Origin of the sequence: Coprobacillus cateniformis (assembly GCF_009767585.1) — a bacterium.
Classification (GTDB): domain Bacteria; phylum Bacillota_I; class Bacilli_A; order Erysipelotrichales; family Coprobacillaceae; genus Coprobacillus; species Coprobacillus cateniformis.
The window spans coordinates 3,390,810-3,409,435 of record NZ_WSNW01000001.1; the positions used below are offsets into that span (position 1 = coordinate 3,390,810).

19 protein-coding genes are annotated in these 18,626 nt (G+C 33.2%); 2 read left to right on the forward strand and 17 right to left on the reverse strand.

Annotated elements, in window-relative coordinates:
• Window positions 1-10: 10 nt before the first annotated feature.
• Window positions 11-1,111: a ribosome biogenesis GTPase YqeH gene (yqeH, locus tag GQF29_RS16800; protein WP_160340853.1), complete on the reverse strand. Its 1,101-nt coding sequence runs from the start codon at window positions 1,109-1,111 to the stop codon at window positions 11-13.
• Between the two features lie 102 nt (window positions 1,112-1,213).
• On the opposite strand from yqeH, the gene sigK reads away from it, so the two are divergent.
• Window positions 1,214-1,897 (forward strand): RNA polymerase sporulation sigma factor SigK, encoded by a 684-nt coding sequence (sigK, locus tag GQF29_RS16805; protein ID WP_008789658.1) that lies wholly within the window; start codon window positions 1,214-1,216, stop codon window positions 1,895-1,897.
• A gap of 23 nt (window positions 1,898-1,920) precedes the next feature.
• Here the strand turns inward: sigK and parC are convergent, their stop codons facing one another.
• Together parC and parE are read right to left on the reverse strand one after the other, a co-directional pair.
• Window positions 1,921-4,578 carry a DNA topoisomerase IV subunit A gene (parC, locus tag GQF29_RS16810; protein WP_160340854.1) on the reverse strand — a complete coding sequence of 886 codons (2,658 nt, stop codon included), beginning with the start codon at window positions 4,576-4,578 and terminating at the stop codon, window positions 1,921-1,923.
• 11 nt (window positions 4,579-4,589) lie between these two features.
• A complete protein-coding gene (gene parE / locus GQF29_RS16815; RefSeq protein WP_160340855.1) occupies window positions 4,590-6,518 on the reverse strand; it encodes a DNA topoisomerase IV subunit B in 1,929 nt (642 codons plus the stop codon).
• A gap of 95 nt (window positions 6,519-6,613) precedes the next feature.
• Between parE and plsY the strand changes: the two genes are divergently transcribed.
• The gene (gene plsY, locus GQF29_RS16820) at window positions 6,614-7,222 is read left to right on the forward strand and encodes a glycerol-3-phosphate 1-O-acyltransferase PlsY (protein WP_160340856.1); all 609 of its coding nucleotides are present in this window, start codon (window positions 6,614-6,616) and stop codon (window positions 7,220-7,222) included.
• 20 nt (window positions 7,223-7,242) lie between these two features.
• Here plsY and GQF29_RS16825 read toward each other — a convergent pair whose 3' ends face one another.
• The 14 genes from GQF29_RS16825 to tkt all read right to left on the reverse strand — a co-directional run bounded on the left by GQF29_RS16825 (window position 7,243) and on the right by tkt (window position 18,615).
• Window positions 7,243-7,869 carry a histidine phosphatase family protein gene (locus tag GQF29_RS16825; RefSeq protein WP_236916457.1) on the reverse strand — a complete coding sequence of 209 codons (627 nt, stop codon included), beginning with the start codon at window positions 7,867-7,869 and terminating at the stop codon, window positions 7,243-7,245.
• A gap of 41 nt (window positions 7,870-7,910) precedes the next feature.
• Window positions 7,911-8,111 carry a YneF family protein gene (locus GQF29_RS16830; protein ID WP_008789653.1) on the reverse strand — a complete coding sequence of 67 codons (201 nt, stop codon included), beginning with the start codon at window positions 8,109-8,111 and terminating at the stop codon, window positions 7,911-7,913.
• 65 nt (window positions 8,112-8,176) lie between these two features.
• Window positions 8,177-8,533 carry a hypothetical protein gene (locus GQF29_RS16835; RefSeq protein ID WP_008789652.1) on the reverse strand — a complete coding sequence of 119 codons (357 nt, stop codon included), beginning with the start codon at window positions 8,531-8,533 and terminating at the stop codon, window positions 8,177-8,179.
• Window positions 8,534-8,623: 90 nt separating this feature from the next.
• A complete protein-coding gene (locus GQF29_RS16840; RefSeq protein ID WP_008789651.1) occupies window positions 8,624-10,372 on the reverse strand; it encodes an NADH-dependent [FeFe] hydrogenase, group A6 in 1,749 nt (582 codons plus the stop codon).
• A gap of 9 nt (window positions 10,373-10,381) precedes the next feature.
• Window positions 10,382-12,175, reverse strand: coding sequence for an NADH-quinone oxidoreductase subunit NuoF (locus GQF29_RS16845; RefSeq protein WP_008789650.1), 1,794 nt, complete (start codon window positions 12,173-12,175; stop codon window positions 10,382-10,384).
• A gap of 11 nt (window positions 12,176-12,186) precedes the next feature.
• Entirely contained in the window at window positions 12,187-12,555 is a 369-nt protein-coding gene (locus GQF29_RS16850) for a (2Fe-2S) ferredoxin domain-containing protein (RefSeq protein WP_008789649.1), read from the reverse strand.
• Window positions 12,552-13,085, reverse strand: a complete 534-nt coding sequence (locus tag GQF29_RS16855) for an ATP-binding protein (RefSeq protein WP_008789648.1) — start codon at window positions 13,083-13,085, stop codon at window positions 12,552-12,554. The genes GQF29_RS16850 and GQF29_RS16855 overlap by 4 nt, the downstream gene beginning before the upstream one ends.
• Entirely contained in the window at window positions 13,078-13,773 is a 696-nt protein-coding gene (locus tag GQF29_RS16860) for a PHP domain-containing protein (RefSeq protein WP_008789647.1), read from the reverse strand. Before GQF29_RS16860 ends, GQF29_RS16855 begins: the two co-directional genes overlap by 8 nt.
• Window positions 13,774-13,775: 2 nt before the next feature.
• Complete coding sequence (locus GQF29_RS16865; protein WP_008789646.1) at window positions 13,776-14,105, reverse strand: hypothetical protein; 330 nt, start codon at window positions 14,103-14,105, stop codon at window positions 13,776-13,778.
• Complete coding sequence (locus GQF29_RS16870; protein WP_008789645.1) at window positions 14,102-15,277, reverse strand: [Fe-Fe] hydrogenase large subunit C-terminal domain-containing protein; 1,176 nt, start codon at window positions 15,275-15,277, stop codon at window positions 14,102-14,104. Before GQF29_RS16870 ends, GQF29_RS16865 begins: the two co-directional genes overlap by 4 nt.
• Window positions 15,274-15,681, reverse strand: a complete 408-nt coding sequence (locus tag GQF29_RS16875) for an ATP-binding protein (protein WP_008789644.1) — start codon at window positions 15,679-15,681, stop codon at window positions 15,274-15,276. Before GQF29_RS16875 ends, GQF29_RS16870 begins: the two co-directional genes overlap by 4 nt.
• A complete protein-coding gene (locus tag GQF29_RS16880) occupies window positions 15,678-16,031 on the reverse strand; it encodes a hypothetical protein (RefSeq protein ID WP_008789643.1) in 354 nt (117 codons plus the stop codon). Before GQF29_RS16880 ends, GQF29_RS16875 begins: the two co-directional genes overlap by 4 nt.
• Window positions 16,028-16,519, reverse strand: coding sequence for an NADH-quinone oxidoreductase subunit NuoE family protein (locus tag GQF29_RS16885; RefSeq protein ID WP_008789642.1), 492 nt, complete (start codon window positions 16,517-16,519; stop codon window positions 16,028-16,030). The genes GQF29_RS16880 and GQF29_RS16885 overlap by 4 nt, the downstream gene beginning before the upstream one ends.
• A 116-nt stretch (window positions 16,520-16,635) precedes the next feature.
• A complete protein-coding gene (gene tkt / locus GQF29_RS16890; protein WP_008789641.1) occupies window positions 16,636-18,615 on the reverse strand; it encodes a transketolase in 1,980 nt (659 codons plus the stop codon).
• Window positions 18,616-18,626 lie beyond the last annotated feature (11 nt).

The window sequence follows — 18,626 nt, forward strand, 5'->3', positions numbered from 1 at the left end:
ATCTCCTTCTCTAAATAATAGCTTCTCTTAATATAACTGAAATCTGTGGTGGAACCAAAACTTTTACCTTTCCACCTTTCGAATTCACTGTAATAAAACCTAATCCAGAAATAACAATATCTGTTTTCCCTGGCATCAATCGAAATTCATAAGACTTCATTTGTGATATTGAATCAATTCCAGCAACTTCATATTGTAAAGTTTGATGTCGATTATACAAATCATCTGCTTTTATTGTCTTTGTCCGATGTATTTTTAAGTTTTTAGAAAAATATGCAATAAAACTAGCTTGGTCTCCCTCTAAATAATCAATACGTCCTAAACCACCAAAATAAAGCGTCTGAAGATTATTTAATTGGAATCCCATTGGTCTCAGTTCTCCTTGAGGAATGACCTTTTTGATATCTTCTGGAGCTAACAAATGTGTCATTTGACTTTCATTGATAATCCCTGGAGTATCATATAGAACTGAATGTTCATCTAAAGGAATTTCAATGAGGTTCAAAGTTGTTCCTGGATACTCAGAGACTGTAATGAGATTTTGATTTTCAACTTCAGCATAATGTTTTAATAAACCATTGATGAAAGTTGATTTTCCAACATTCGTCACACCTACAACATAAACATCGCGCCCTTTACGATACTCCATAATGGCATCGTATATGTCATCAAAGTTCATGCTTTTTTTACCACTGGTTACAATGACGTCTACTGCTTGAATTCCTTGATCTTTTAATTGTCTTCTCACCCAATGTTCTAATTTTCTCTCTTTTACGGATTTAGGTAAAATATCACGTTTATTTGCCAGGACTAATACATCATTATAAGCAATATGGCGCATTAACCCCTGAATTATGCTTCCGTTAAAATCAAATAAATCAATCATATATACAACCAAACAGTCTTTTTCACCTATTTGTTGTAATATAGTGAGAAAATCATCTTTTGTCATATTTGTTTCTTGTAACTTATGATAATTTTTCAATTGGAAGCAACGTTGACATAATACTTTATCATTGTTCATTGCACTTTTTGGTACATAACCAATATATTTTTCGTTTTCATTTTGAATAATGGCTCCACAGCCAAAACATTTCATTTCCTGATTCATAAATGACCTTCCTTTTCTTCATTATTGTACCCTATTTTGGCTTCTATGAAAAGCCTAAACATAAACATCGACAATTTTCATATAATGATTTTGAGGTGGATTATGTTTACAACGCTAATAACATTTTTACAACAATTTTTATTTGTCTCATTCATCAAGACACAAGCCTTTAAAAAACAATTGACTCCCCAAGAAGAAAATGATTTATTAGAAAAATATTTTCAAGGAGACCAGGAAGCTCGTAACCAACTCATTGAACACAACTTGAGACTTGTTGCTCATATTGCTAAAAAATATGAAAGCACAAAAGATCTTCAGGAAGATTTGATTAGTATAGGGACAATTGGCTTAATTAAGGCGGTTGATAGTTATAAACCAACAAAAGCAACTAAATTAGGAACTTATGCAGCAAAATGCATTGAAAATGAAATTCTTATGCATATGCGTGGTAACAAAAAAACTGCTCTTGATGTATCACTGAATGAAATTTTAGGTGTTGATAAAGATGGTGGAGAAATGACGCTTTTAGATATCTTGCCATCTGATCAAAAAGAAATTATTGATCAAATTGATACAGAGGATCAAATTAAAAAGTTACAAGAATATTTTCTTCTTTTAACACCTCGAGAACAAGAAATACTTATTTATCGTTATGGCTTAAATAAGCATAAAGTGTATACTCAAAAAGAAATTGCGAGTACAATGCATATTTCACGTTCGTATGTATCACGGTTAGAAAAAAGAGCACTTATTAAACTTCTGAAAGCTTATCTGAATGATAAGTAAAAGAATATGAGGGTTCTCATATTCTAAAAATCATCTTTAAAAAGATCATCAAAAGAAATTGGCTCAAAATGTTTATCATCTTTTGATTCTCCTTTTTGTGAATTTTTTTGAAGAACTGGTTGAACTATGACTGGTTCAACTTTTTCTTCAATAATTTCATTTTTCTTTTTTACAATGTCTTCATTGATTTCATTGAACAAATCAGGTTCCTTTTTAACTTCAAAAACTTTAGGACTTATTTCATTATTTATCTTCTCAACATTAAACAAATCTGTGGATAATGTTTTCGGATTATAAACATATCGTATAATGTTATCTTTAATTGCAGTCAAGACACTTGGTTTGCTTTCAAGTTGTGCATTCGCATAATCCTTGACAAAAATATCTAATTTCTGCGAATCCGTTTCAATATTAAGCTGATCCTTGGTTTCTAATACAAATGCATAGAGAGATTGAATATGATTCGTTTTTGGTGATTTAAAAATAAGATTTCCTTTTGTAGCACGGTTGCAACTTGGTATATCTGAAATACGTAAACGCTTAATACCTGGTTGGTCACTGATCAGAATAAGTGAATCTGTTTTCAAAGGATTGAAAATATTCATTGCTATTAATTCATCGTTTTTTAAATTGATCCCTTTTATTCCTCCTGCTTTAACACCTAAAACAGAAATTTCCTGTTCGCTGTATAAAGTTGCATAACCAGCTTGAGTTGTTAAAACAATTCCTTGTTGTCCATCACTCAATCCTACTTGTAATAATGAATCATCTTTCTTAAGATTGATACATTTCATTGGTTTTGTAAATCGAGTGACATCAAATTCTTTAAGTTCGACACGTTTCATTTGACCTAAACGTGAAGCAAGGACAATATATAATGGATAATCAAATGATTTCACAAGAACAGAGCCAACAATTTTTTCTGCTGGAGAAACTTTAATGAGATAACTAATATGTTTTCCAAGTTCCTTCCATTTAAATTCTTCTAATTTATGAAGCGGTATGTACATATAATTTCCTTTATCAGTAAATACAAGTAATTTATCTAAAGTATTGGCAAAATGAAGATCAACCAAAACATCTTCATCCTTTTTCCCAAATAGAGTATTTTCACTGGCTTTATATGATCTTTGAGAAATGCGTTTAATATACCCATCCTGAGTTACAGAAACATAAATATCTTCAGGTAAAATCATTGCTTCTTCATTGATTGTGATTTCCTGAACTTCATCTTTAATTTCAGTAAGTCTTGGAGATGGATATTGCTTTTTAATATTTTTTAATTCATCAACAATAACTTTTCTTAAGACTTGTTCGCTATTTAAAATATCATTAAATGTTTGAATTAAAGATTCCAATTCTTCTTTTTCTTTTTCTAAAGAAACAATATCTGTATTTGTCAAACGATATAACTGTAATGTAACAATAGCTTCAGATTGTTTCTCAGTAAAACCAAATTGTGTTTGAATATTTATTTTAGCATCTTGTTTATCTTTAGAATGACGGATAGTATGAACAACATCATCAAGAATTGAAACAGCCTTAATTAAACCATCAACAATATGTTTTCTTTCTTCAGCCTTATTCAAATCAAAAATAGAACGTTTAGTAATCACTTCGATTTGATGCTGAATATAGCCATCAAGAATAGCTTCAATCCCCATACATACAGGTCTTTTATCTTTGATAGCAACCATATTATAATTATAATTTTTTTGTAAATCAGTATTTTTAAAGAAATAATTCAATGTATTTTGAACATCTACATCTTTCTTTAAATCAATCACAATGCTTAATCCATTTCGATCAGATTCATCACGAACCTCAATAATTCCATCAACACTCTTGTTGAAACGAATTTCATCTAATTTTCTTACCAATTCAGCCTTATTCACCTCATATGGTATTTCACTGACAATAATCTTATTCATATTTTTTTCATGAATGATTTCTGTTTTAGAACGAACAACAACTTTTCCACGCCCTTTTTCAAAGGCTGTACGAATCCCCTGCTTCCCTTCAACAATTGCTCCTGTTGGAAAGTCCGGTCCCTTCATAAATTCCATTAATTTATCTAATGAGCATTGGGGATGAGAAAGACGATAAATTGTGGCATCAATAACTTCTTCTAAGTTATGTGGTGGAATATCTGTTGCATAACCAGCCGAAATACCAGTTGCCCCATTGACCAATAAATTAGGATACTTTGCTGGAACAACAGTTGGTTCATATTCAGTATCATCAAAGTTCAATGCCATCTGAACTGTTTCTTTATCTATATCTTTTAATAATTCTGCTGCAATTGCTGATAAACGTGCTTCAGTATAACGCATTGCTGCTGCAGGATCATTATCTATCGATCCATTATTTCCCTGCATATCTACTAATGGTATACGCATTTTCCACTCTTGGGATAGACGCACCATCGCATCATATACAGAACTATCGCCATGTGGATGATAATTTCCAATAACATTACCCACTGTTTTTGCAGATTTACGATAGGGTTTGTTGTAAGTGTTACCTTCCTTATACATTGCATATAAAATTCTTCGTTGAACTGGTTTTAATCCATCTCTGACATCGGGCAGTGCACGATCTTGAATAATGTATTTGGAATACTTGCCAAATCGATCCCCCATAATATCATCTAATGATTGTGTTATGATTTTTTCGCTCATGCATACCCTCCTTACTTCGTAATAAAGAATGAATCTTCTAATGAGAATTGAACATTATCCTCTATCCATTCACGCCTTGGTTCTACTTTGTCTCCCATTAATACAGAAACTCTTCTTTCAACTAATGCAGCATCCTCAATAGATACCTGAATAAGTGTTCTAGTTTCAGGATTCATGGTTGTCTCCCACAATTGATCAGCATTCATTTCTCCAAGACCTTTGTATCTTTGAACACCATAACTACGGCCGATTTTCTTCTTTGCATCTTCTAATTCATCATCATCCCAAGCATAAAGTGAATCTTCATGTTTGCCATTTTTCTTAGAAACCTTATATAAAGGAGGCATAGCGATGTATACTCTTCCAGATTGAATTAATCCACGCATGTATCGATAAAAGAATGTTAAAAGCAATACCTGAATGTGTGCACCATCGGTATCGGCATCAGTCATAATAATGACTTTTGCATAATTAGAATCATCAGCATTAAAGTCAGCGCCGACTCCAGCTCCAACAGTATTTATAATAGTGCTAATTTCTTCATTTTTAAGAATATCAGCCATTGCAGCTTTTTCTGTATTGACAACCTTTCCACGTAATGGCAGTATCGCTTGGTATTTGCGGTCACGTCCCTGCTTTGCACTTCCACCAGCTGAGTCTCCTTCGACAAGATATAATTCCTTCTTTTTCTTGTCTTTTGATTGAGCTGGTGCTAATTTCCCGATTAATATTTTTTCAACTTTATTGCCTTTGCCTTTCCTTGCTTCTTCACGAGCCTTTCTAGCAGCATTTCTCGCTTGGGCGGCTTTAATCATTTTATTAACCAGTTGATTAGCAACATCTTTGTTTTCTTCCAAAAAATAGTTGATTTGTTCATAAACAACATTTTCAACAATGTTTCTCGCTTCTGGCGATCCTAACTTTGATTTTGTCTGTCCTTCAAATTGTAATAATGATTCAGGGATTTTAACTGAAATGATGCCTGTTAATCCTTCACGAACATCAGCTCCTTCAAGATTCTTGTCTTTGTTTTTTAACAAACCATATTTTCTAGCGTATTCATTAAATACTTTGGTAAAACCCGATCTAAATCCCGTTTCGTGAGTTCCCCCATCTCCTGTTCTTACAAGGTTTACAAAAGAAATTAAATTTTCTTGATACCCTTCTGTAAACTGAAATGCAATTTCAACTTCAATAGGATTTGATGTATCATCAAAAGAAACTGTTTTGTGTAGCACTTTCTTTTCATAATTCAAATAATCAATAAAAGCCTCTAATCCATTTTCATATTGAAAAGTTTCATGTTTTCCTGTTCTTTCATCAATAACATTCATTTCAATGCCTTTTAATAAAAAGGCACTCTCTCTTAATCTTTCACAAATTGTTGAATAATTAAAATCGATTGTTGAAAAGATTTCCTTATTCGGTTTGAAATGAATTGTTGTCCCTGTACGATTGGTTTTTCCAATAACTTTTAGTGGCGAGATAATTTTAGCCCCATCTTCAAATTTTTGTTGATGAATTTTTCCATCACGATATACAGTAACCTCTAGCCATTCACTCAATGCATTCACAACAGAAGAACCTACTCCATGAAGTCCTCCAGAAGTTTTATATCCACCATCTTCACTAAACTTTCCACCAGCATGCAAAATCGTTAGTATAACTTCAGTTGTTGGTTTTCCAGAAGCATGTAAACCAGTCGGCATCCCACGTCCTTCATCTTCAACTTTAATAGTGTTATCTGTTCCAATTGTCACAGTTATTTTATCACCAAATCCCGCTAAGGATTCATCTATAGCATTATCGACAATTTCCCATACCAAATGATGTAATCCTCGATAATCAGTTGATCCTATATACATTCCAGGTCTTTTGCGAACTGCTTCTAAACCCTCAAGAATCTGTATATTTGATTCATCATAATGATTTGATTTCATTTATGATATCCTCCTTCCATAACTAGTATATTATACCTTAAAATGATTGATTTTTCCAACTATTAATGTATAATAATTTTCAAGGATGTGAAATTATGGAGATTTTTGTATATATATTATTAATTTTGATGAGTTATTTGTATGGCTCAATTCCTTTTGCATTAGTTGTTGGAAAACTCTTTTATCATACTGATGTACGAGAAAGTGGCTCAGGGAACCTCGGTGGAACAAATGCAGGCAGAGTTCTTGGAAAAAAAGCAGGCCTGACAGTTATATTATTAGATGCTTCAAAATGTTGCATTTCCATTTTGATAGCTAGAATTGTCGCTCATTACATGGGTTTGAATACTGATATTATTTATCCTTGTGCATTGGCTTGTGTTATTGGACATTGTTATCCAATCTTTGCCGGTTTTAGAGGAGGAAAAGCAGTTTCAGTGGCAATAGGATATGCACTTGTAACAAATGTTTATGCATTTATTATTGCTTTAGTTATTTTCTTTATCACCTTGAAATTAACAAAATATGTATCTTTAGCTTCTATTTTAGGATCTGCAACAATTGTTGTTATAGCGCCGTTTATTGGTTATAGTACAGTAGGGATTATTACAAATGCATGTATTGTTGGATTATTGATTTATAAACATAGAGCAAACATAAAAAGAATAAAAGCTGGAACAGAAAATAAAATTACCTGGATGTAAAAAAGCCTTATAAGGCTTTTTTATTTTGCAAAAGATGTATTCATGACATGTGGTAAATAATCGTGCTGATTATAAAATTCTAAATAATATTTCCCATTTTCCAAATTAATCAGTGTCAATGAACAACCTTCAACAACCTTTTGATTAATCTTGATGTAATCCTTTTTTTCCATTCCTAACATCGTTGCTAATAAAACAATAAAAAACATGCCATGAGTGACAATCATAACTGTATCATTTTGAGAATGCTTTTTTTCTAAATCATTTAAAAATGAATGGGCACGTTTGATTACATCATCATAGCTCTCACCATGTGGAATAAAAGTGAATTTTTCAGGATGGTGCCAAAGATTATGGTATAACTCATAATCGGATTTTAATATATCCGAAATTTTTCTGCCTTCAAAATCACCGAAATTCATTTCCATAAGTCTATCATCCAAAATAATTTTTTTATCACTAAATAACAGTCGTGCTGTCGTACAAGCTCTTGGAATAGGACTAGAATAAATGCCATCAAAAGAAATGGTTTGGATATGTTCTTTTAATGCTTTTGCATTTTCTTTTCCCTCTTGTGTTAAAGGAGAGTCACATCTTCCTTGTAATCTTTTTTCTTGATTCCATGCTGTTTTAGAATGTCGTGTCAAATATATTTTCATAATTATAGTAAAAAATAAGGGATTAACCCTTATTTATATTGATCATTGATACTTTTCATTATTCTCTTGATTTGAGTCTCGTTTGGTTTACGTCCCATTTCCATAAACATAGCACGAATCATTTTTTCATTAATAGGTGGGTTCTTCTTTAAGTTTTTCTTGAAAACATAACGTGAAGCGAAGAATCCTATAACAAGACCAACAGCAAGTCCTAAAAATCCATATAACATTTTCAATTCCTCCATTTCAATTACTTACTCATTATAGCACAAAACATTTTGATTTGTAAAATCAATTATGTCTTTATCATATAAAAGTTTTTAGAAAAAGCCTTAATCATATCAAAAACAACATGGTTCTCATTGCTTTCTGTAACTTCTATGTCATATTCATTCATAACAATTGATATTTTTTCTTCAGTAATAGGATTTAATAACTGATGAATTCCATGATAATATGTATAATCTTCTCGTTTCTGGATGATTTGCAGTAATTTTTCTTTTCCTAAATTCATAGGACTAAATAATAATTCTATTTGATTTGTTTCAAAAACATCATTTTGTTGTGAGTATAGTAAAGGAATGAGGTCAGGATAAGTATTGACCATTTCGCTCATCTTTTCTTTCAAACATATAATTCTATATTGATCCATTATTCATCACCCTTTTTCAATATATCATAAATAAAATGAGAAAAATGTCAAAATCAAAGGCCTTAGAAATTTTCTAAGACCTTATTGTTTTTATTTGAATTTCTTTTGTTTGTCATATGTTGTATGAAGAAGTTCATGAGCAATATGCGAATTTGGATGTTCTAAAAACTCATCATACAATTTTTGGATTTGTGTATTTTTATGAGATTTTCTTGCTGGCATAGCTCGATCTTCATCATACAATGCTTTAGCACGCGCTCCTTTAAAATCAAAGCCACTATTTCTGATTAAAGCATTTACATATGACTGCCCTCCACCATTAATACATCCTCCAGGACAACCCATAATTTCAATGAAGTGATATTTAGATGTGCCTGCTTTGATTTCTTCTAACAATGGCTTTGCAATTGTCATACTATGTGCGACTGCAACATTAACTTTTAAATCACCAACTTGTAAACTGGCTTCTTTGAGCCCTCGTTGTCCTCGTACAGAGTGATATTCGATATTATCTAAATCTTGATTCGTTAAAACATCAACAACGGTACGTAACGCAGCTTCCATGACTCCACCACTTGCTCCAAAAATAACTCCAGCACCAGTATATTCTCCAAACATATCTTGATCAAACTCTTCATCTTTTAAATCAATGAAATTGACACCAAACATTTTTATCAGTTTTCCAAGTTCTCTTGTTGTTAAAACCGCATCGACATCTTTCATTTCATCTTTCATCATTTGTGAACGTTCTTTTTCGCCCTTTTTGGCTACACATGGCATAATAGATACAACATAAATGTTTTTTGGATCTAATTGATGTTGTTTCGCATAGTAAGATTTAATCATTGCTCCTAACATCATGTGTGGTGATTTACATGATGATAAATGATCTAATAAATCAGGATACTCTTTTTCGCAATAATTAATCCATCCTGGTGAGCATGATGTAATCATTGGTAGAACACCACCATTTTGAAGTCGATTAATAAATTCGTATCCTTCTTCCATGATTGTCAAATCTGCTCCAAAGTTTGTATCATAAACTTTATCAAAACCAAGAAGTTTTAAAGCTGCAACCATTTTGCCAGTTACTCTTGTTCCTATTGGCATACCAAACTCTTCACCAAGACTGGCGCGAACAGCAGGAGCAGTTTGAACGACAACATGCTTGGCTGGGTTATTTAATGCTTCAATAACATTATGAATTTCTTCTTTCTCTTGTAATGCTCCTACTGGGCAGACATTGATGCATTGTCCGCATTGCATACAATTGACATCATTTAGACTACGATCAAAAACAGGTCCAACTTTTGTTTTAAATCCACGCTCCATAAATCCTAAAATCCCAAGTCCCTGATGTTTTTTACATGCTGCGACACAGCGTCCACAAAGTATACATTTAGCAGTATTTCTTACAACGCCAGGAGAAACTTCATCAAATGTTGGTGTTGTTTTTGCACCTTGAAAAGCGTCTTCTCGAACACCTAATTCTTGACATAATCTTTGAAGTTCACAATTTGTATTGCGAATACAAGATAAACAGTCTTTTGAGTGATTAGAAACTATCAATTCAACAACACGTCTTCTTGCATCCAATGCACGCATAGAATTTGTTTTAACAACCATTCCTTCTCTAACAGGATAAACACAAGCAGCACAAAGATTTCTGACACCTTCGACTTCTACCTGGCAAACACGACACGCTCCCGTTCCAGTATAATCTTTTAAATAACACAAAGTAGGGATGTGAATACCATTTTCTCTTGCAACTTCTAAAATTGTTTTGCCCTCATAAGCTTCAACCTGACGATTATTAATCGTTAATTTTATTTTTCCCATTCTCTTCACCTACTTTCTCACAATAACACCGAAGTGACATGCTGTCATACAGTTACCACACTTGATACATTTGTTTTGATCAATGCGATAAGGGACCTTACCGAGTTCACCATCAATAGCATTTGCTGGGCACTGTCTTGCACAAAGACCACATTTACGGCACTTATCTTCATCAATCTCATAAGACAATAAGGCTTTACAAACACCAGCAGGACATTTCTTATCAATAATATGTGCGATGTATTCCTCTCTAAATTGTAAAATTGTTGATAATACAGGGTTTGGTGCGGATTGGCCAAGACCACAAAGTGCAGTATCTTTAATTGTTGTAGCAAGGACTTCTAGTTCGTCCAATGTTTCCATTGTCCCACGACCCTCACAGATATCCTCAAGCAATTCTAACATACGTTTTGTTCCAATACGACATGGAGAACACTTTCCACAAGACTCATCAACAATAAAATCCATATAGAATCTTGCAACATCGACCATACAATTATCTTCATCTAAAACAATCATACCGCCCGATCCCATCATAGACCCTAATTTCACCAATTCATCAAATCCAATTGGTGTATCCAATTGAGATTCAGTTAAACAGCCACCAGATGGTCCACCAGTTTGTACCGCCTTGAAACTCTTTCGATTTGGACACCCTCCACCAATTTCATAAATAACTTCGCGAAGTGTTGTTCCCATTGGAACTTCTACAAGTCCAGTGTTGACTATTTTTCCACCCAAGGCAAAAACTTTTGTTCCAGCAGATGTTTCAGTTCCAATAGAGCGGAACCACTTTGCTCCATGAGTTATAATTTGTGCAATGTTTGCATATGTTTCAACATTATTGATGATTGTAGGTTTTCCCCAAACACCTTTATGAGCAGGAAATGGAGGTTTTGGAGAAGGCATTCCCCTTTCTCCTTCAATTGACTGAATCAAAGCTGTCTCTTCACCACAGACAAAGGCTCCAGCTCCTAAACGAATTTCTAAATCAAAGTGAAAACCACTACCAAATATGTCATTACCTAACAATCCCAATTCTTTTGCTTCTTGAATAGCGTGTTTTAAACGTTCTACAGCGATTGGATATTCAGCACGTATATAAATATAACCATGATGAGCTCCAATTGCATATCCGGCAATCTCCATGGCCTCAATAACACTATGAGGATTACCTTCCAAAATAGAACGATCCATAAAAGCTCCCGGATCTCCTTCATCTGCATTACAAATGACATACTTTTCATCACCAGGTTCATTTAAAGCAAATTGCCATTTCAGGCCTGTTGGAAAGCCACCGCCTCCACGACCTCTTAATCCACTTTCTTTTATTTCATCAACAACTTCCTGTGGCTTCATTTCAGTTAAAACTTTACCTAATGCAAAATATCCATCTTTAGCAATATATTCCTGAATATTTTCAGGATCAATCACCCCACAGTTGTGCAAAGCAATTCTCTTTTGTTTTTCATAAAACTTTGTTTTGTTAATATCATGAACCTCATTTGTTTCTTGATCAGATTCATTAAGCATTAAACGATGAACTGGACGTCCTTTATAAAAGTGTTCCATAACGATTTCTTTAACATCTTCAACTTTTACTGACTTATATATGATATTATCAGGATAAATAGAGACATTTGGTCCAACACCACAAAGACCTAAACAGCCAGTGCGCAAAACACTTACTTCGCTTTCTAATCCCATAGATTTAATTTCAGTTCTAAAAGCATCAATCAAAGCACCAGAGTTACCTATGCTGCATCCAGTACCAGCACATACCAAGACTTGTATTCTTTCCATGTCATCCCCTCCTATCTCTTATATTTACCCACAGTGTATTCATCAATGACCTCATCATTTATCAAATGACGAGTTACAATTTCACTGGCTTTTTTTGCATCGACTAATACATAAGTTGTTTTATGATCATCTTTATCAAAGACTTCAACAATTGGCTCTAGTGTACACATTCCAATACATCCTGTTTGTAGAACAGTAACGGGAAGTTTGGCCTTTGCGACTTCTTCAACAATTGTATTCAATACCGGTCTTGCTCCAGCAGCAATCCCACAGGTTGCCATCCCTACAACAACACGATATTTCTGGTCATCATCTAAACGCATTGTCATTTTATTTTGTGCTGCATCTCTAATTTTCTTTAAATCTTCTAATGATTTCATGACACTAATCCCTCCTTTATATAATCTTTTAACCATAAAAGAACTTCAGGTTCAGTAATCTTAACATCACCTAATATATCTTTCATATCTTTTGTTTTCATTATAAAATCACTATTATCAGTTTTATATTCAAACTCATAATCAATATCTTCATTCGCCTGAATCAAGGTCACCATTGTTTCTACAATATTTCCCATAACTGGCGTATCTATATTGTTTTTTATAAATCTAACTTCCACATTTGTTCCTTCATTAATCTGTGAATTAATTTTTAAATACCCACCTGTTAATTCAGCATTTTGTTTAAAAAGTGGAATTCCTAAACCAACTTTTCTAGTTGTTCTTGTTGTATAAAATGGATCAATCACTTTTTCTACAGTTTCTTTATCCATTCCATGTCCATTATCTTTAATAGAAATATCAATAATATTATTTTCTACACTATCAACAATTTGGATGTAAATCATAGATGCATGAGCACGAATAGAATTATAAGCAATATCTAAAATATTAAGTGCTAATTCATCCATATCGTTTCCTCCACATCTCATAAAAATTTTGTTTGTCCATATTATGAATAGGTTCACTTATCATATCTAACCGATGAGCATCGCTGTTTATAAACCAGGGTACCTTTTCTAAATATGGGAATTGTTTTAATAAATACTTTTGATGATTTATTTCAGTTACTTCTATGCCATCAATATCTAAATCTTTATCAATTTTCATAAAAACATTCATTATTGAGAATCGTTCGCTCATTGCATGTGCCAAAATAGCCACGCCACCTAATTGATGAATCCATTTGATAACCTCTCTTATGGATAAGTCTAATGATTTAATAAGTAATCTCTTTTCTTCATTTATTATTCTATCATTCTCATCAAGAATATATTGATGACCAAAATAATATTCATCATTTGGTTCTTCTATTAAATAATCATCAAGAAATTTTTGGATTGAATCTAAACATGTTTCTCCTAAAAAATATGCTAAAACATGAACTTCTTCTCTACTCTGTATTTCAACACCATAAACAAATTCAACTTTATCTTTTGCAACTTCTTTAAGATGATATAATTGTTTTACCGAATTATGATCAGTCACTGCTATGATATCTAGACCTTTAATATAAGCCATATTAACAATATTATTCAAAGTCATATCATCATCACTGCATGGTGATAAAGCAGAATGAATATGCAAATCATAAAACATTTTTATATACCTAAAGAAACTAATTTTTTTGATAAAGAGTAAGCACTCTGCTGGCTGCTCATCAATAGCAAATTTAGTTCATCAGCTTTCTTTATGACATCTTCATTTGGTATGACTCCCTCAAGAAAGATGACCCCTGAAATATCAAGCATTTCAGCGATAGCAATTGTATTCATATGAGCCTGAACAGTTAACCACAATGAGTTTTCATTCGCTTTTGCCATTACCATGCTGAGTAAATCACCAATATATACATCCTCAACTTCTTTTTCAAGTGTTGCAGTATTTAAAAGTTTTATATCTAACTCATTTATACAATCTTTCATTTTCATTCTCTATCACCTTTTCTTTTGACTCTACACGCCTGGATATCAACATCTCCCTTCGCAATACTTTGTGCTAAACTTCGGCAGTTTGCAAATCCACAAGCTCCACAATCATATTGGGGTAATGTATCAAGTATTTCATTAACACGTGCAAACCAAGCCATACGCTCTTTCATTGACTTTATTTCCTGACGATTGAGTTCTCTTTGAATAAGATACTCATTTTCCTCTAAGTCGATATTTTCAGCATTATAGTGTTCCATCATACTCTCGATGTTATAACATCCTTCAAAAGGATTTGACCATAAATAATAGCCTCCTATACACCCTTGATAACAAGCATACATAGCCACCAAATCAACATGTTGAATACGATCAAATTCCACCAGATCCAACAAGCTTTTGGATTGGTTCAAACCTTCCACACGCACAACAGATAAACTTCTATTTCCAAACAAGTCCTCAACATTACTTTTCACACCATACTTATTCATTTGGATTGGATATTTAATATCACTTTTTAATTTGTTCATTTTTGGAAAAACGTGAGATATAGTCATCGCATAATCAATAGCGGATTTCTCATTTCCAAAAGGTTCTTTTGCTAAAATCATTTTTCCAACACACTCACATAAGGAATAAATACCAACATCCTTACCTTGATGTTTTTTTCTTATTCTTCTTGCGGCAATTTCTACTGGATAATCATATGGAAGTATCCTTTCATATAATGTTGGATAATTTTTCTCAATCAATTGATTAATTGTTGGGCAAAAAGAAGTTAACCATATGCCTTCTCTTTTGTGGCTTTCATCAATCGCCTTTTTATATAAAAAGCCTTCGATATCACTATACTGTTCAACCGCATCAAATCCAAGTTTTAAAATAGCTTCGCACATTCTTTGGAAGTCTTCATATGATTTCATATCAGACAATATACTTGTTGGAATGAGCACCACATTATAATCATGTTGATGCATTGTCTCATTCATATGCACACCATGAACTTTTAAAACGCGAGCTGGACATTCCTTAATGCATACATCACAATGAATACACTTTTCTTCATCAATTTGGACTTCATGATTAACAATAGAAATTGCATCAGCAGGGCATGATTTTAAACATTTGATACAATGTTCACATTTTGTACCAAGCCAACTCACAACCGGTTTCATACAAACCTCATTGTCAAGTGTGTTCCTTCACTTGAAGATTCTATATGAAATTCACTTGCACAATTTTTCATATTATCAAGTCCCATTCCAGCTCCAAATCCAAATTCACGGGCTTTTGATGAAGCAGTTGAAAACCCAGGAGTCATAGCTAATTCAATATTAGGAATCCCTGGACCAACATCATCAAATGTCAAACAAACAATCCCATTATCATCGATTTCAAAAGTAATCGTGCCACCATCTGAATGAATCACTAAGTTGATTTCTGCTTCATAACATGCAATAGAAATACGTTTTAATACTTTAGGGTCCAATCCAAGTGTTTTTAAAGTCATTTTAATATCACGTGAGGCCTGTCCCGCATCTTCATAGTTATCCTTATCAACTTGATATACTTTTCTCATTTTCCCAAACCTTTTTCATAGAGACGACCACAAGTTTCATACATTGTATAATCAGTCACAAAGACACTCATGTCACTCATTTTAGCCCCTTGAATCATATGTTCATCTATTGTTTTCCCTCTTACAATCAATATGGCAGCTAAATCCAGTGTGTTTGCAGTGTGGAATATTTGCATATTTGCAAGTCCTGTAATTAAGAGTTCACGTTCGTCAGCATCACGCAAATGACATAAGGCATCCGACATGAGATCAGTCCCAAAGGCATTTTCAAAATCAATATCATAAACATGTGGATCGTTTACATAGATTTCTTTCCCGCTCACAATATCTAAGATTTCCTTCATCTTCATGCAGGAGCTTCCTCCTTTTTATAATCCAAAACAAGCATTTTTAAGTCTTCAAGTTGTTTTGTGCAGCCAAAGACAGTTCCATCAACACTGACAACAGGTGCTAAACCACAAGCTCCTACACAACGTGTTGCATCAATTGAAAATACACCATCCTGACTAGTTCCATTAACAGGAGCACCTGTCATCTCAACTAGCAAATCTAGAATTGTTTGTGACCCATTTACATAACAGGCAGTTCCTAAACAAACACTAATGACATGTTTACCTTTAGGTTCAGTTGTAAACTGTGAATAAAAAGTCACTACACCATAAATCTTTGCAATAGGTTCATCTAATGCTTCACTCATTTTTTCCATAGCTTCAAAAGGTATATAACCTAATTCATTTTGAATCTCATGAAGCATTAATTTGATGGGACCTTTTTCGTCTTTGTGTCTATAAATGACATCATCTATAAAATCCAAAGACTTTTGATTCAATTTTTTCATACTCTCACCTCGTTTTTTTATTATCCTAAATTTATTATAGCATAGAAACCTAAAACTATGAAACCGTTTTCTTTCTAATAAAAAAAGAAAAACTGTTAATTTTCATTAACAGTTCATTATATTGATATAGCTAAGAAGGTATTCACAACATTTTCTACTGTAAAACCATAATTTTTAATAACCAGATCTGCCGGAGCACTTGCACCAAATTGATTTACAGATAGCATTTGGCCATCTAGACCAATGTATTTATGCCACCCAAAATCAGTTCCCATTTCAATTGCAAGACGTTTTCTCATTGAGCGAGGTAATACCAACTCTTTATATTCATCAGACTGCTTATCAAACAACTCCATTGAAGGCATTGAGACAACACGAACATCATATCCTTGTTTAAACAACTCTGTCTGAGCCTGAAAAGCTAATTCAACTTCACTACCAGTCGCAATAAGTATTCCATCCAATTGATTTTTCTCTTTTGAAGCTATATAAGCACCATGGCAAACATCATCATATGTTGCATGAGTTAAATTCGTAACATTTTGTCTTGTGAGAATGAGTGCTGTTGGACAATCATTTGTTTCCATTGCTTTCTTCCATGCTGCGCACATTTCATAAGCATCAGCTGGTCTAATAACTTGCATATTAATCATTGAACGCATCATTGCCAATTGCTCAACAGGTTGATGAGTAGGTCCATCTTCTCCTACAGCAATTGAATCATGTGATAATGGTAAAACTATTGGTAACTTCATTAAACATGCCATTCTTAAAGCGGCTTTAAAATAGTCACTAAAAACTAAAAAACCACCAGAAGCAACCTTAACACCTTTATGAAGAGTCATTCCATTCATTATAGCAACCATCGCAAATTCTCTAATCCCAAAGAACAAATTTCTGCCACTATAATTTTCACAACTAAAACGCCCACCATCTTTAATTGTTGTTTTTGTAGATGATGCCAAATCAGCAGTTCCAGATAAGAATGTTGGATTCTGTTTAGCAATCTCATTAATGATTTTTTCACTCGTATTACGAGTGGCTTCACTTGTCCCCTCAGGATAACTATTTAAAAATTCTTCATAATCAAAACTATACTTACCTTTAACATCATCAGATAATTCTTTATAAAGTTCAGGATAAGCATTCTTATATTCACGCATCATTTTCTTCCATTTATTAAATGTACGTTTCCCTCTCGAGTATACATTTTTTTGGAAATCATCATAAACTTCTTCAGGAACATAAAAGTCAGGATGGTCAAATCCATAAGAGAGTTTAGCAGCTTTTCCATCTTCTGCGCCTAAAGGCGCACCATGAACCTTATTTGTTCCCTGATTTTTAGAACCAAATCCTATAACAGTATTCATAATAATCAATGTTGGTTTGTATTTTTCCTTTTTAGCTTTTTTAATCGCTTTTAAAATTGCAGAAACATCATTTCCATCATTAACATAAACAACCTGCCAATTTATTGCTTCAAATCTTTTCTTCACATCTTCACTAAATGAATAATCTAAAGGTCCATCTAATGTGACACGGTTAGAATCATACAAAACAATCAGTTTCCCTAATGACAAATGACCTGCTAAAGATGCTGCTTCATAAGTTACACCTTCCTGCATATCACCATCACCACATAAAGCATATGAATAATGATCCACAACTTCAAATTCTTCTTTGTTGTAACGGTCAGCTAAAAAACGTTCTGCCATTGCCATACCAACTGCTGTTGGAATTCCCTGTCCTAAAGGGCCGCTTGATGCATCTACACCATCAGTTATTTCAATTTCTGGGTGTCCAGGTGTACGACTTTCCCATTGTCTAAATTGCTTTAAATCATCCATTGTTAAATCATAACCTGATAAATGCAGTAAACTGTATAATAATGAAGATGCATGTCCGCTTGCAAGGACAAAACGATCTCTATTAAACCAATCAGATTCTTTTGGAAAAACTTTTAATTCCTTTGTAAATAAAGTATATAAAGCAGGTGCAGATCCTAATACCATTCCTGGATGACCTGAGTTTGCTTTATTAATCATGTCAATTCCTAAAGATCTAATTGTAGCTATTGATAATTCCGATTGATTCATTTCTCCATTTT